Annotated in this window: 19 protein-coding genes; 18 read left to right on the forward strand and 1 reads right to left on the reverse strand. The window is 39.6% G+C overall.

Translation table 11 applies throughout. From position 1 onward, the window contains the following. The first annotated feature begins 1 nt into the window (after nt 1). From rplR to ACWICE_RS14790, 18 genes are all read left to right on the forward strand, one after another. Entirely contained in the window at nt 2-355 is a 354-nt protein-coding gene (gene rplR / locus ACWICE_RS14705) for a 50S ribosomal protein L18 (RefSeq protein ID WP_093100394.1), read from the forward strand. A 12-nt stretch (nt 356-367) separates the two neighbouring features. Further along, nucleotides 368-886, forward strand: coding sequence for a 30S ribosomal protein S5 (gene rpsE / locus ACWICE_RS14710; protein ID WP_093100392.1), 519 nt, complete (start codon nt 368-370; stop codon nt 884-886). Nucleotides 887-890: 4 nt separating this feature from the next. Next, on the forward strand, nt 891-1,070 hold the full coding sequence (gene rpmD, locus ACWICE_RS14715) for a 50S ribosomal protein L30 (protein ID WP_093100390.1): 180 nt from the start codon (nt 891-893) through the stop codon (nt 1,068-1,070). A gap of 110 nt (nt 1,071-1,180) precedes the next feature. Next, complete coding sequence (rplO, locus tag ACWICE_RS14720; protein ID WP_185213311.1) at nt 1,181-1,627, forward strand: 50S ribosomal protein L15; 447 nt, start codon at nt 1,181-1,183, stop codon at nt 1,625-1,627. A gap of 6 nt (nt 1,628-1,633) precedes the next feature. Next, nucleotides 1,634-2,980, forward strand: a complete 1,347-nt coding sequence (gene secY, locus ACWICE_RS14725) for a preprotein translocase subunit SecY (protein ID WP_093100387.1) — start codon at nt 1,634-1,636, stop codon at nt 2,978-2,980. A 6-nt stretch (nt 2,981-2,986) separates the two neighbouring features. Further along, a complete protein-coding gene (gene map / locus ACWICE_RS14730; protein ID WP_185213312.1) occupies nt 2,987-3,769 on the forward strand; it encodes a type I methionyl aminopeptidase in 783 nt (260 codons plus the stop codon). Nucleotides 3,770-3,842: 73 nt separating this feature from the next. Next, nucleotides 3,843-4,061, forward strand: a complete 219-nt coding sequence (gene infA / locus ACWICE_RS14735) for a translation initiation factor IF-1 (protein ID WP_021071231.1) — start codon at nt 3,843-3,845, stop codon at nt 4,059-4,061. Between the two features lie 43 nt (nt 4,062-4,104). Then, nucleotides 4,105-4,221 carry a type B 50S ribosomal protein L36 gene (ykgO, locus tag ACWICE_RS14740; protein WP_013665024.1) on the forward strand — a complete coding sequence of 39 codons (117 nt, stop codon included), beginning with the start codon at nt 4,105-4,107 and terminating at the stop codon, nt 4,219-4,221. A gap of 27 nt (nt 4,222-4,248) precedes the next feature. Continuing rightward, a complete protein-coding gene (rpsM, locus tag ACWICE_RS14745) occupies nt 4,249-4,626 on the forward strand; it encodes a 30S ribosomal protein S13 (RefSeq protein WP_094257893.1) in 378 nt (125 codons plus the stop codon). 10 nt (nt 4,627-4,636) lie between these two features. Then, nucleotides 4,637-5,026, forward strand: a complete 390-nt coding sequence (rpsK, locus tag ACWICE_RS14750) for a 30S ribosomal protein S11 (protein ID WP_093100381.1) — start codon at nt 4,637-4,639, stop codon at nt 5,024-5,026. Between the two features lie 66 nt (nt 5,027-5,092). Next, on the forward strand, nt 5,093-5,701 hold the full coding sequence (gene rpsD, locus ACWICE_RS14755) for a 30S ribosomal protein S4 (protein ID WP_093100379.1): 609 nt from the start codon (nt 5,093-5,095) through the stop codon (nt 5,699-5,701). Between the two features lie 77 nt (nt 5,702-5,778). Next, entirely contained in the window at nt 5,779-6,771 is a 993-nt protein-coding gene (locus tag ACWICE_RS14760) for a DNA-directed RNA polymerase subunit alpha (RefSeq protein ID WP_185213313.1), read from the forward strand. A gap of 97 nt (nt 6,772-6,868) precedes the next feature. After that, the gene (gene rplQ, locus ACWICE_RS14765) at nt 6,869-7,600 is read left to right on the forward strand and encodes a 50S ribosomal protein L17 (protein WP_185213314.1); all 732 of its coding nucleotides are present in this window, start codon (nt 6,869-6,871) and stop codon (nt 7,598-7,600) included. A 132-nt stretch (nt 7,601-7,732) separates the two neighbouring features. Further along, complete coding sequence (locus ACWICE_RS14770) at nt 7,733-8,866, forward strand: aspartate aminotransferase family protein (RefSeq protein WP_454298665.1); 1,134 nt, start codon at nt 7,733-7,735, stop codon at nt 8,864-8,866. An 18-nt stretch (nt 8,867-8,884) separates the two neighbouring features. Continuing rightward, nucleotides 8,885-9,850, forward strand: coding sequence for an acetylornithine carbamoyltransferase (locus tag ACWICE_RS14775; RefSeq protein ID WP_454298666.1), 966 nt, complete (start codon nt 8,885-8,887; stop codon nt 9,848-9,850). Nucleotides 9,851-9,858: 8 nt separating this feature from the next. Beyond that, a complete protein-coding gene (gene argB / locus ACWICE_RS14780; RefSeq protein ID WP_185213317.1) occupies nt 9,859-10,647 on the forward strand; it encodes an acetylglutamate kinase in 789 nt (262 codons plus the stop codon). An 11-nt stretch (nt 10,648-10,658) separates the two neighbouring features. Then, a complete protein-coding gene (proC, locus tag ACWICE_RS14785) occupies nt 10,659-11,459 on the forward strand; it encodes a pyrroline-5-carboxylate reductase (protein WP_454298667.1) in 801 nt (266 codons plus the stop codon). After that, nucleotides 11,452-12,516, forward strand: coding sequence for a M20 family metallo-hydrolase (locus tag ACWICE_RS14790; protein ID WP_454298668.1), 1,065 nt, complete (start codon nt 11,452-11,454; stop codon nt 12,514-12,516). Before proC ends, ACWICE_RS14790 begins: the two co-directional genes overlap by 8 nt. An 88-nt stretch (nt 12,517-12,604) precedes the next feature. On the opposite strand, the gene ACWICE_RS14795 is transcribed toward ACWICE_RS14790, so the two are convergent. Beyond that, a complete protein-coding gene (locus tag ACWICE_RS14795; protein WP_185213320.1) occupies nt 12,605-13,075 on the reverse strand; it encodes an Lrp/AsnC ligand binding domain-containing protein in 471 nt (156 codons plus the stop codon). Nucleotides 13,076-13,323 lie beyond the last annotated feature (248 nt).

Raw genomic sequence — 13,323 nt, forward strand, 5'->3', positions numbered from 1 at the left:
CATGGCAGGAATTAAATCAACTCGCAGAGAGCGAATCAAAAAAGGAATTAGAAAACACCTGGCTGGATCAACTGAACGTCCTCGTTTGACGGTTTTTAGAAGTAACAAAGGCATCTACGCACAGATCATCGACGATACAACTGGTAAAACAATTGCTTCAGCATCCACTTTGTCAAAAGAGTTTGCTGGATCAGGAAACAAAGTAGATCAATCGAAAGAAGTAGGTAAATTAGTTGCTGAGAAAGCGGTTGCAGCAGGAATTAGCAAAGTAGTTTTTGACCGTAATGGGTACTTATACCATGGCCGTATCAAATCATTGGCTGAAGGTGCTCGCGAAGGCGGTTTAGACTTTTAATTAAAGAAGAAAATGGCATTAAGCAATATTAAAAGAGTAAAATCAAGCGAAATCGAATTAAAAGATCGCTTAGTAAGCATCCAGCGCGTAGCCAAGGTGACCAAAGGTGGTCGTACCTTCAGTTTCTCAGCTATTGTTGTAGTTGGAGATGAGAACGGTATCGTAGGATACGGATTAGGAAAAGCTAAAGAGGTTACTGAAGCTATCACTAAAGGTATCGATGATGCAAAGAAAAACTTAGTAAAGGTTCCTATTATCAAAGGTACAGTACCTCACGAGCAATACGGTAAATATTCAGGTGGTTCAGTTTTGATCAAACCAGCTGTAAGTGGTACCGGAGTATTGGCAGGTGGTGCTATGCGTGCGGTATTGGAGTCTGCAGGCATTACAGACGTATTAGCAAAATCATTAGGTTCTTCAAACCCACACAACGTGGTAAAAGCAACGATCGATGCATTAGCTAATATGCGTGACGCATATACAGTAGCGCAAACACGTGGTGTCGATTTAAACAAAGTATTTAACGGTTAATATCATGGCAAAAATTAAAATCACCCAGATAAAGAGCGTTATCGACAGAAGCGAGCGCCAAAAGAAAACTATCGAAGCATTAGGTTTGAAAAAGATCAACCATTCGGTAGAAGTTGAAGCTACAGCAGCAATCATTGGTATGGTTCGTAAAGTGAACCACCTAGTGGCTGTAGAGTCCATTTAATAAGAATAGATGGAAAGGATACTCACTTCCTTTCCATTCTTTGTTAATAAATTTATGGAATGCTAAGGCCTGTTTAGTGAGAGCGAAGGCGTAGCACAATTTGATTAAAAATGAACTTAAGTAATCTAAAACCAGCAGCTGGTTCAATTAAAACTAAAAAACGTATTGGTCGTGGACAAGGATCTGGCCGTGGTGGTACATCAACACGTGGTCACAAAGGAGCAGGTTCCCGTTCAGGTAACTCTACGAAGATCGGTTTCGAAGGTGGTCAAATGCCTCTTCAACGTCGTGTACCTAAATTTGGTTTTAAGAACATCAACCGTGTAGAATATGTAGGTGTTAACTTAGATGTTTTACAAGCTATCGTTGAGAAATACAGCTTAACCACTGTAGATTTCGATACTTTGAAAGAGCACGGATTAGTTTCAAAAAATGACTTGATTAAAATCTTAGGTCGTGGCGAGTTCAGCGCAAAAGTAGAAGTAAAGGCCCATGCATTTTCAGCTTCAGCACAAAAAGCTATCGAAGCAGCAGGTGGTTCTATCGTTAAATTGTAATAATACATGAAGAAACTAATCACAACCTTAACCAATATATGGAAGATAGAAGAATTACGTAACCGTATTCTTAATACGTTACTATTTCTTTTAATATACCGCGTTGGTTGTCACGTGGTTTTACCAGGTGTCAATCCAGAAGCGTTGGTAGTAAACAGAGAAGGTGGTAATGACATCATGAACTTGATCAATATGTTTGCTGGGGGATCCTTCTCCCGTGCGGCGATCTTTGCTCTTGGTGTAATGCCTTATATCTCGGCATCTATCGTAGTTCAGCTATTGGGGATTGCTGTTCCTGCTTTTCAAAAGATGCAGAAAGAAGGTGAATCTGGCCGTAAGAAAATGAACAACATCACTCGTTACCTTACCGTAGCGATTACGTTGGTTCAAGCCGTAGCCTATGTGAAGACTCAAATCGGACCAGAAGCTAAGACTATTGCGGATCCAATGTTCTCCATTCTATCAGCAGTTGTTTTGACAGCGGGTACATTGTTTGTGATGTGGCTAGGTGAAAAGATTACCGATAAAGGAATTGGTAATGGTATTTCATTAATCATTATGGCTGGTATTATTGCTCAGCTTCCTGCAGGTATTACTGCAGAGTGGGCATCCAGAATGAGCCCGAGTGGTGGTGGTCCTATTCCATTGTTATTGGAGTTTGTCGCTCTGTTTTTCGTCGTGATCTTCACGATCTTGGTTGTACAAGGTGTTCGTAAGATCCCTGTACAATACGCGAAGAAAATCGTTGGTAACAAACAGATTGGTGGTGTGCGTCAATACATTCCTTTAAAGGTAAATGCGGCGGGTGTAATGCCAATCATTTTCGCTCAGGCGATTATGTTTTTACCGATGTCGTTGACCCAGTTCTTCCCGAACGTCCAGTCAGATTTCCTGAACTCGTTGAGTAACTATACATCCGTAACGTATAATGTGGTATTTGCCTTGTTGATCATTGCATTTACCTTCTTCTATACAGCGATTATGGTGAACCCACAGCAGATGTCTGAGGACATGAAGAAGAACGGTGGTTTTATTCCGGGCATTAAGCCAGGTTATGAGACCAACTTGTTTATCGACAACGTAATATCACATATTACCTTCCCTGGTGCTGTATTTGTGGCGATCATTGCGATCTTGCCGGCAATTGCAACATTATTTGGAGTAAACAATCAATTTGCGCATTTCTATGGTGGTACATCCCTATTGATCTTAGTAGGTGTTGTACTGGATACGATTCAGCAAATTGAGAGTCATTTGTTAATGCGTCATTATGATGGGTTGATGAAAACAGGCCGCGTCAAAGGTAGAAGCACTGCGACTACAGTTGAAGGCTATGATCAATCCGCATTATAATTTTGAATGTCTAAAGTATATTATAAAACAGCAGATGAAATTGAGCAAGTGCGAGAGTCAGCAAATGTACTCTCGCAGTTACTTGCTGAAATTGCAGGATTAGTAAAACCGGGCATCACGACCTTATCCCTAGATAAGTTTGCCTTTGATTTTATTAAAGATCATAAAGGGACTCCAGCTTTCTTGAACTATCAAGGCTTTCCTTATTCATTGTGTATTTCTGTGAACGACCAGGTCGTGCACGGATTTCCGAGTGACTATGTTCTGAAAGATGGGGATATCGTAACGGTTGACGGAGGGGTGAATTTGAATGGTTTTATCAGTGATTCTGCTTATACTTTTGCTGTAGGAGAGATTTCTGAGGAGGCGAAACAATTGTTAGAAGTAACAAAAGGTTCGTTGCAAGCGGGGATCGATCAAGCAATCGCAGGGAAACGTGTCGGCGATATTTCAGCTGCCGTTCAGGAATATGTAACACCATATCGCTATGGGATTGTTCGTGAATTGGTAGGTCATGGAGTTGGTTTTCATTTGCACGAAAAACCTGAGGTTCCGAATTACGGGAAACGTGGTTCAGGTCCGAAGTTGGAAGAAGGATTGGTAATCTGTATCGAACCGATGATCAATGCCGGTAAGGCGGGGGTCAAGTTCTGGGATGATGGTTGGACAGTGAGTACAGTTGATGGAAAGCTTTCTGCACACTTTGAACAGATGGTGGCGATCAGAAAAGGTAGTCCGGACGTGCTTTTGAATTTTGACGCGATAGAGAAAGTTTTAAATAAAAAGTAGTTGGTATTCAATTATTTTATTTATCTTTGCACTCCTGTTTGCGGGTATATCATCATTTAAAATAATAGATTATATGGCTAAACAAGCCTCGATTGAGCAAGACGGCATAATCAAAGAAGCGCTTTCTAACGCGATGTTTCGCGTAGAATTAGAGAATGGGCATGAAATCATTGCACATATCTCTGGGAAAATGCGCATGCATTATATTAAAATATTACCAGGTGACAAAGTGAAGTTAGAGATGTCACCATACGACTTAACAAAAGGAAGAATTACATACCGCTATAAGTAAACGTAAGTTTCTTCAATAAAATAGCTTTTAAAAATTTACTGTAATGAAAGTTAGAGCATCAATAAAAAAACGTAGTGCGGATTGTAAGATTATCCGTCGTAAAGGAAAAGTATTTGTAATCAATAAAAAGAACCCTAAGTTCAAACAACGTCAGGGTTAATTTTAACATAATCGCTTAAAATATTATATGGCAAGGATCTCAGGTATAGATTTACCTAAAAACAAAAGAGGCATCATTGGCCTTACCTATATTTTCGGTATTGGTCGTTCTACTGCTGCTTATATCCTAGAGAAAGCAGGCATCAGTCAAGATGTAAAGGTTCAAGAATGGAATGATGATCAATTAGCAGCTATCCGTACAATCATCAATGATGAGATTAAGGTAGAAGGCGCTTTACGTTCAGAGGTTCAGTTGAACATTAAACGTTTAATGGATATTGGTTGTTACCGTGGATTACGCCACCGTAAACACCTTCCAGTTCGTGGACAACGTACTAAGAATAACTCTCGTACCAGAAAAGGTAAACGTAAGACAGTTGCAAACAAGAAAAAAGCTACTAAATAATAAGTAAGAAATGGCTAAAAGTAAAAAAGTTACTAAAAAACGTATCGTAGTTATCGAGCCTGTAGGACAAGCTCATATCAACGCTACTTTTAACAACATCATCGTAACTTTGACTAACAATCAAGGTCAAACAATTTCATGGTCATCAGCTGGTAAAATGGGCTTTAAAGGTTCTAAAAAGAACACTCCATACGCTGCATCACAAGCTGCATCAGACTGTGGTAAAGTTGCACATGATTTAGGATTGCGTAAAGTTGAAGTTTTCGTAAAAGGTCCGGGCGCTGGACGTGAGTCAGCTATCCGTTCATTGCAAGGTATTGGTATCGACGTAACCACGATCAAGGATATTACTCCACTTCCTCACAACGGTTGTCGTCCTCCAAAACGCAGAAGAGTTTAATAACAGATTTGTTTAAGATAAGATTCGTCAGCTATAGGCTGATTGATACTTCAAACAGAATAAGAAATGGCAAGATATACAGGACCTAAGTCCAAAATAGCTCGTAAATTTAGAGAGCCAATTTTCGGCCCAGATAAGGCATTAGAAAAAAAGAATTATCCTCCAGGTCAGCACGGACCATCAAAAAGAAGAGGAAAACAATCTGAATACGCAATTCAGTTGTTAGAAAAGCAAAAAGCAAAATACACTTACGGTGTATTAGAGCGTCAATTCGCTAACCTATTTGCTAAGGCAGCAGCAAAACAAGGTGTTACAGGTGAGAACTTCTTGAAATTATTAGAAGCACGTTTAGATAACATCGTTTACCGTTTAGGCATCGCTCCTACACGTTCATCTGCTCGTCAATTAGTTTCGCACAAGCACATTACTGTTAACGGTCAAGTAGTTAACATTCCATCATACAGTATCCGTCCAGGTGATGTTATTGCAGTTCGCGAGCGTTCTCAATCATTAGAGGCAATCGTAAACTCAGTAGCTGGAAGAAAAATCAACAAATTCAGCTGGTTGGATTGGGATGCAGACAAACTTACAGGAACATTCGTTAATTTCCCTGAAAGAGCTGATATTCCAGAAAACATTAAAGAGAACTTAATTGTAGAGTTATACTCTAAATAATAATTAATAACAACATGCATTGTCATAGATGCATGTTGTTGTTTTCATAAATAGTAAATAAACTTAAAAGAACATAAATGGCAATTTTAGCATTTCAAAGACCGGATAAAGTTATCATGCAGAAATCAACTGATTTTGATGGTACCTTTGAATTTCGTCCACTAGAGCCAGGTTTTGGAGTTACTATTGGTAATGCTTTACGCCGTATTTTATTGTCCTCTTTAGAAGGATATGCAATTACGTCGGTAAGATTTTCAGGCGTGTCGCACGAATTCTCTACGATTAAAGGCGTAGTAGAAGACGTTACAGAGATCATCTTGAACTTGAAACAAGTACGTTTCCAGAAATCAGGTGAGCAAGGCGATAACGAGAAGATCTTTGTGGTTATCAATGGTCAAGATCAATTTACAGCTGGTGATATTACGAAGTTTTCCAATAATTTTACTGTATTGAATCCTGATTTGGTCATCTGTAACATGGATAGTTCAGTAACTGTAGAAGTTGAATTGTCAGTTGCAAAAGGCCGCGGATACGTTAATGCAGAGGAAAATAAAGTGGTTGATGGTCCTGTTGGAGTAATTGCGATTGACTCAATCTACACTCCAATTAAGAATGTAAAATATACCATTGAGAACTACCGTGTAGAGCAAAAGACTGACTACGAGAAATTGTTGTTAGATATCTCTACTGATGGTTCTATTCATCCAGAAGATGCTTTGAAAGAAGCAGCTAAAATCTTGATCCAACACTTTATGTTGTTCTCTGACGAAAACATGTTGTTAGAGTCACAAACTAAAGAAGAAACTAAAGTAGTTGACGAGGAAATCTTACACATGCGTAAGATCTTGAAAACAGAATTAGTAGACTTAGACCTTTCAGTTCGTGCATTGAACTGTTTGAAAGCTGCTGATATCCGCACTTTAGCTGAATTGGTTACATATGATGTAGCTGATATGTTGAAATTCCGCAACTTTGGTAAAAAATCATTGAGCGAAATTCAAGAGTTAGTTAAATCAAAAGGTTTATCATTTGGTATGAACCTGTCTAAATACAAATTGGACGAAGAATAATAATTAAATAATATAAGCGACCTGCTGCGTAATTCCTCCGGAGTATATGGACTACAGTCCATAGAAAAAGAACGGTACGCACAAAATCAAAACTAAAATGAGACACGGAAAAAAAGTAAATCACTTAGGCCGCACTGACAGTCACCGTAAGGCGATGTTAGCTAACATGGCGACTTCATTGATCAAACACAAACGTATTACTACGACTTTAGCAAAAGCAAAAGCGTTACGTACTTATGTGGAGCCTTTGATTACAAAATCTAAAAACGACACTACACACTCACGTCGTACGGTATTCGCTTACTTGAAAGACAAAGATGCAGTTTCTATCTTGTTCCGCGAGATTTCAGAAAAAGTGGCATCACGTCCAGGAGGTTACACTCGTATCATTAAATTAGAGAACCGTTTGGGTGACAACGCAGAAATGGCATTTATCGAATTAGTTGATTACAACGAAATCTACGGTAAAACTGTTCAAACTGAGAAAAAATCTACTCGACGTCGTGGTTCTGCTAAAAAGAAAGCTACTCCAACAACTGAATCAAAAGAGGCAAAAGCTACTAAAGCTGGCGATGATTTAACCATTGTTGAAGGTATCGGTCCTAAGATTGCAGAAGTATTAGCAGCTGCTGGTATTGCAACTTACGCTGAATTAGCTAAAACTGATGCTGAGAAAGTTAAAGAAATCTTAACTGAAGCTGGTTCTAACTTTAACACTGCAGATCCAACTACTTGGGCTGAACAAGCACAATTAGCTGCAGATGGAAAATTTGAAGAATTAGAAAAACTTAAAGCCGAATTAGACGGCGGAAAAAAAGTTGATGAATAATCTTTAAACGAATCATAGAAAAGTCCTCTTATCCAAGAGGACTTTTTTATTTTATACGCTTTTATAGTAAGTTCAGCTATTTAATTATTTGTACATTTGAAAAACTAAACTTTAGCATATTTATTTCATTTCATGGAACTATTTAACGTTTATCCTGTTAACCCTATCAACATCGTAAAAGCGCAAGGCTCTACTGTTTGGGATGAACAAGGAACTGAATATTTGGATCTATATGGAGGTCATGCTGTTATCTCCATTGGCCATACCCATCCACATTATGTGAAAAGTATCACGGATCAGTTGAATAAAATTGGATTCTATTCCAATTCAATCATGATCCCTATTCAACAACAATTAGCGAAACAATTAGGTGAAGTTTCGGGTAAGACCGACTATACCTTGTTTCTTTGTAATTCTGGTGCTGAGGCCAATGAAAATGCCTTGAAATTAGCATCATTTCATACCGGACGAAAAAAGGTAATCGCCTTTTCAAAATCCTTCCATGGACGTACGTCTTTAGCCGTAGCTGCTACAGATAATCCAGCTATCGTTGCTCCTGTAAATGAAACTGATAATGTAATATTCCTTCCTTTCAATGATGAAGAGGCACTTGAAAAGGCCTTCAAGGAAAATGGCGAAGAAATAGCTGCCGTAATCATTGAAGGAATCCAAGGGGTAGGAGGTATCCGTGAAGCTTCGGTGCCTTTCTTGAAACTGATCCGCAGTCTGTGTGACCAATATGGATCCGTATTTATCGCGGATTCTGTTCAATGTGGATATGGAAGGACTGGAACCTTCTTCTCGCATGACTATGCCGGAATAGATGCAGATATCTATTCGATGGCTAAAGGAATGGGCAATGGGTTTCCAATCGGAGGGATTGCTATATCTCCAAAATTCAAGGCTTCATATGGCATGTTAGGTACGACCTTCGGTGGTAACCATTTGGCATGTGCAGCAGCTGTTTCTGTATTGGATATCATCAAGCAAGATAACCTGATGGAAAATGCAGCAAAAGTAGGCAGTTATCTGATCGAAGAACTTAAGAAGTTTGATCAGGTATTGGAAGTGAGAGGTAGAGGCTTAATGATTGGGATTGAACTACCAACTGAATTGGCCCATGTGAAGAAGGATTTGTTGTCAAAAAACAAGATTTTTACGGGTGAGGCGAAACCTAATGTGATTCGTCTGTTGCCTGCACTAAATATTACCAATAAGATTGCTGATCAATTTTTAACTGCTTTTGAAGAGAGATTAAAGGCATAAAAAATCAAAATAGATTAAATGAAGAAGTTTTTTTCCGTAGCAGACGTAGATAATCTGAAAGACATCGTTACAGAGGCTTTAGAAATTAAGGCTAGCCCTTATTCCAATGAAACCCTGGGGAAGCATAAAATGCTGGGTTTGGTATTTCTTAATCCAAGTTTGAGAACACGCTTGAGTACGCAAAAGGCAGGGATGAACCTTGGCATGAACGTCATGGTGATGAACATGGATAAGGATGGCTGGGCATTGGAAACGCGCGATGGCGTGATCATGAATGGAACAACAGTGGAACATATCCGTGAAGCTGCGGCTGTAATGGGAGAGTATTGTGATATTCTTGGTCTGCGGTCATTTCCTACATTGAAAGATAAGGAAGCGGATTATTCGGAAGACCTATTCAATAAATTTATCAAATATTGCGGCGTTCCGGTAGTTTCCTTGGAAAGTGCAACGAGGCATCCATTGCAAAGTTTGACAGATTTGATCACGATTACGGAATATAAAAATACAGATAAACCAAAGGTTGTATTGGCTTGGGCACCGCATGTGAAGGCATTACCTCAAGCTGTTCCCAATTCTTTTTCAGAATGGATGTGCCGTGCTCAGGAAGAAGGTTTGGTAGATTTTACCATTGCTCATCCTGCAGGCTATGAACTTTCCGAGGACTTTACTCCTGGTGCCAATATCTCGACGAACCTGGATGAGGCCTTGGAAGGAGCAGACTTTGTTTATGTGAAGAACTGGTCGTCATTTAAGGAGTATGGAGAGGTTTATCCGGTCAATGAGAATTGGCTTTTGGACAATGAGAAATTGAAATTGACCAATGATGCAAAAGTGATGCATTGTTTGCCAGTGCGTAGGGACTTGGAGCTATCTTCTGAGATATTGGATGGTCCAAATTCATTGGTGATCAAGGAAGCCAGCAATAGGGTATGGGCTGCGCAGGTAGTATTGAAAAGAATGTTGGAAGATTTGAAGGGTTAAAATATAGGATGTCGGTATTAAATATTATCAAGATAGGTGGGAATGTCATTGACAACCCGGAGCAATTAGAGGAATTTTTAGAGAAATTTTCTGCATTGCCAGGTCGAAAGATCCTGGTGCATGGAGGTGGAAAGATCGCCACGCGTATGGCTTCAGATATGGGCATTGAAGCCAAGATGGTGGAAGGTAGACGTATTACGGATGCTGCCATGCTTGATGTCGTGACCATGGTCTACGCTGGCCTTACCAATAAAAACTTGGTTGCTTCCCTGCAGAAATACAATTGCAATGCCATAGGATTGTGCGGAGCAGATGCGAATGTGATCAAAGCGGTAAAAAGACCGGTTAAGGAAATCGATTATGGGTTTGTAGGCGATATCCTTGCTGATTCGATTGATTCATTGGCTATCAAAAAACTATTGGAGGCGGAGTTTATTCCTGTCTTTTCCGCTATTACCCACAACGGTAATGGACAATTATTGAATACCAATGCCGATACCATTGCATCTTCCTTGGCTGTTGCGCTATCCAAACTATATGAAGTTTCATTGATCTATTGTTTCGATAAAAATGGTGTATTGTTGGATGTTAATGATGAGCAATCGGTTATTGAGACCATTCGTTCGGTTGATTTTGAACGATTGAAAGATAGCAAGACCATTCATGATGGAATGATCCCTAAACTATACAATGCATTTGAAGCGATTTCCAAGGGTGTCAGTAATGTCTATATCGGACATGCCAATAACTTGCACCTCTTCCAGCAACGGAAGTTTGGAACCTGCTTGATTGCCTAAACTTAAATATAATGAATAAGATAACAATTATTGGAGGCGGGAATATAGGGTTGTCATTGGCCAAAGGGCTGGTGAAATCTAAATATTGCAAAGCTAATGAGATTACCATCACCAGGCGCAATCTGGCGTCCTTGGCTGTGGAACAGGAAGAAGGTTTTACGGTGAGCGATTCAAACCCTGAAGCGATTCAAGGGTCTGAATTTATTGTATTGGCCATTCTCCCCCAGCAGATCAGAAAGGTGATGGATGAATTGGCTCCTTTACTGACTCCCGCTCAGACCATTATATCGGTGGTATCTGGTGTAACTTGCCAGGATATCAAGGATGTATTGGGCCAAGATAAGGTTGTTATCCGTGCAATGCCGAATACGGCTATTGCGATAGGGCAGTCCATGACATGTATTGCCACTGACAGTGCTCCTGAGGACAAAATCCAGGATGTATCGGTGATCTTTGAATCGGTAGGATCTGTGGTGGTCATCAATGAGGACTTAATGACTTCCGCGACGGCACTATGTGCTTGCGGAATCGCATTTTTCCTGAGAAGTATCAGGGCAGCTTCACAAGGTGGTGTTGAGATCGGTTTCCATGCTCACGACGCCTTAAAAATGGCCATTCAAACGGCCAAAGGTGCTGCCGACCTGTTGCTGCAGATGGAGAGCCATCCGGAAAGTGAAATCGATAAGGTAACTTCTCCAAAAGGCTGTACCATTGCAGGATTGAACGAAATGGAACACAACGGTTTCAGTTCTGCTTTCATTAAAGGAATAAAATTGTCTGCTAAAAAAGCTGGAGGCCTATATAATGATTGATATTGCCCAACTGATTGAAGACAGTACCTCACTCTTGAAAGGATTGATTGAAACTCAGTCATTCAGTAGGGAAGAGGATCAGACTGCTCAATTGCTTGTGGAGTATTTTCAGCAGCATGGCATAGCTACTGAAAGGATAGGGAACAATGTGGTCGCCTATAACCGTTTTGAAGATCCTTCAAAACCTTATGTCCTGTTGAATTCGCATCATGATACCGTTAAACCCAACCCTGGCTATAGCAAAGATCCATTTAAGGCTATCGTTGAGGATGGTAAGCTGTACGGCTTAGGGAGCAATGATGCCGGTGGGTGTTTGGTTTCCTTGATTGCTGCATTCCGTTATTTTTATGACCGTGATGATTTGCCGTTTAACCTTTGTTTGGTAGCTTCCTCTGAAGAGGAGGTTTCTGGTAAAGGAGGCTTAGAAGAAGCGTATAAACACATCAAACCTTGTGAGTTTGCCATTATTGGTGAACCCACCCTGTTGAATTTGGCAGTGACGGAAAAAGGATTGATGGTTTTGGACTGTGAAGCGGCGGGTAAATCTGGTCATGCCGCACGGGAAGAGGGTGAAAACGCGATTTATAATGCGATTGAAGACATCAATTGGTTCCAGAATTATCAATTTCCAAAACAGTCGGAGTTTTTAGGGCCGGTAAAGATGAGTGTCACCATGATAGAAGCAGGGTCACAACATAATGTGGTGCCGGCTAGCTGTAAATTTGTGGTGGATGTAAGGACTACCGATGTGTACAGTAACCTGGAGGTCTTGGAAATGATCAGACAACATGTGAAATCTTCGGTAGAGCCACGTTCTACGCGCCTGAATCCTTCTTCGATTTCAATTGAACATCCAATTGTTCAATCCGGGAAATCTTTGGGGAAAGAATTATATGGCAGTCCGACGATGAGTGATCAGGCCATATTGAATATTCCGTCCGTCAAAACGGGACCTGGAGATTCGGCGAGGTCACATACTGCGGATGAATTTATCTATTTGCAAGAAATAAATGATGGGGTTCGGTACTATATCGACCTTCTGAAAGGGATATTATAAGAAATTCAATAAAAAAAGCGGGCCAAGGCCCGCTTTTTTTATCTCTAGATGGTAGTTCTAAGATAAAAATCTCCTTTTTATACAGTTCTTATAAGGTGATTTGTCTTTTGATGCTCTCTTCTAAGGAAATAATGGTCTCTGTACGTTGAATTCCTTTCAATCCTTGGATGTCTTCATTCAAAACTTTGCGTAAATGTGATGTGTCCTTACAGATGATCTTTGCAAACATACTATATTGACCAGTACAGTAATGTAATTCCACCACTTCTTTCACTTGTTTCAACTGTTCAACAGCATCCGAATACTGAGAACCCTTCTCTAAATAGATTCCTAAGAAGGCAGTAATGTCAAATCCAACCTTTTGAGGGTTGATAATTAAGTTAGAACCTCTGATTATTCCCAATTCTTCCATTTTTTTCATGCGAACATGGATGGTTCCGCCAGAAACTATTAGTTTTTTAGCGATTTCTGTATATGGAATTGAGGCATCTTCCATTAAAATGGATAAAATTTGAACATCTAGGTTGTCTAAATCGTAATTTGAATAGTTTTTTTCCATAAAAATGGTATTTGTGTGTTAATTTGTAATAAGGTTTTTAAAAATATCTAAAAAAATCAAATAAATTTCTATTTAATTATTGAAAAAATTAAATTTGTCATAACAAACGAGGTAAAAAACACTAAAGTTTGTAATTACTTCCCTCAAAATAACATAGGTTTATAATTGGTTAGCGTTGAAGCTCCTCGCCCGGGGAGCTTCTTCCATTTATAAGCCTTTCAAATAAATTTTTCAATTTTCTGATTTTT

Source organism: Sphingobacterium sp. NPDC055346 (assembly GCF_053645235.1).

Coding starts and splice junctions, on each gene's coding strand:
- ACWICE_RS14770 (WP_454298665.1), top strand. CDS start 7,733: ATGGAACTATTTAACGTTTATCCTGTTAACCCTATCAACATCGTAAAA.
- ACWICE_RS14775 (WP_454298666.1), top strand. CDS start 8,885: ATGAAGAAGTTTTTTTCCGTAGCAGACGTAGATAATCTGAAAGACATC.
- rpsD (WP_093100379.1), top strand. CDS start 5,093: ATGGCAAGATATACAGGACCTAAGTCCAAAATAGCTCGTAAATTTAGA.
- rpsK (WP_093100381.1), top strand. CDS start 4,637: ATGGCTAAAAGTAAAAAAGTTACTAAAAAACGTATCGTAGTTATCGAG.
- ykgO (WP_013665024.1), top strand. CDS start 4,105: ATGAAAGTTAGAGCATCAATAAAAAAACGTAGTGCGGATTGTAAGATT.
- rpsM (WP_094257893.1), top strand. CDS start 4,249: ATGGCAAGGATCTCAGGTATAGATTTACCTAAAAACAAAAGAGGCATC.
- infA (WP_021071231.1), top strand. CDS start 3,843: ATGGCTAAACAAGCCTCGATTGAGCAAGACGGCATAATCAAAGAAGCG.
- ACWICE_RS14760 (WP_185213313.1), top strand. CDS start 5,779: ATGGCAATTTTAGCATTTCAAAGACCGGATAAAGTTATCATGCAGAAA.
- rplR (WP_093100394.1), top strand. CDS start 2: ATGGCAGGAATTAAATCAACTCGCAGAGAGCGAATCAAAAAAGGAATT.
- rpmD (WP_093100390.1), top strand. CDS start 891: ATGGCAAAAATTAAAATCACCCAGATAAAGAGCGTTATCGACAGAAGC.
- rplQ (WP_185213314.1), top strand. CDS start 6,869: ATGAGACACGGAAAAAAAGTAAATCACTTAGGCCGCACTGACAGTCAC.
- rplO (WP_185213311.1), top strand. CDS start 1,181: ATGAACTTAAGTAATCTAAAACCAGCAGCTGGTTCAATTAAAACTAAA.
- proC (WP_454298667.1), top strand. CDS start 10,659: ATGAATAAGATAACAATTATTGGAGGCGGGAATATAGGGTTGTCATTG.
- argB (WP_185213317.1), top strand. CDS start 9,859: ATGTCGGTATTAAATATTATCAAGATAGGTGGGAATGTCATTGACAAC.
- secY (WP_093100387.1), top strand. CDS start 1,634: ATGAAGAAACTAATCACAACCTTAACCAATATATGGAAGATAGAAGAA.
- ACWICE_RS14795 (WP_185213320.1), bottom strand. CDS start 13,075: ATGGAAAAAAACTATTCAAATTACGATTTAGACAACCTAGATGTTCAA.
- rpsE (WP_093100392.1), top strand. CDS start 368: ATGGCATTAAGCAATATTAAAAGAGTAAAATCAAGCGAAATCGAATTA.
- map (WP_185213312.1), top strand. CDS start 2,987: ATGTCTAAAGTATATTATAAAACAGCAGATGAAATTGAGCAAGTGCGA.
- ACWICE_RS14790 (WP_454298668.1), top strand. CDS start 11,452: ATGATTGATATTGCCCAACTGATTGAAGACAGTACCTCACTCTTGAAA.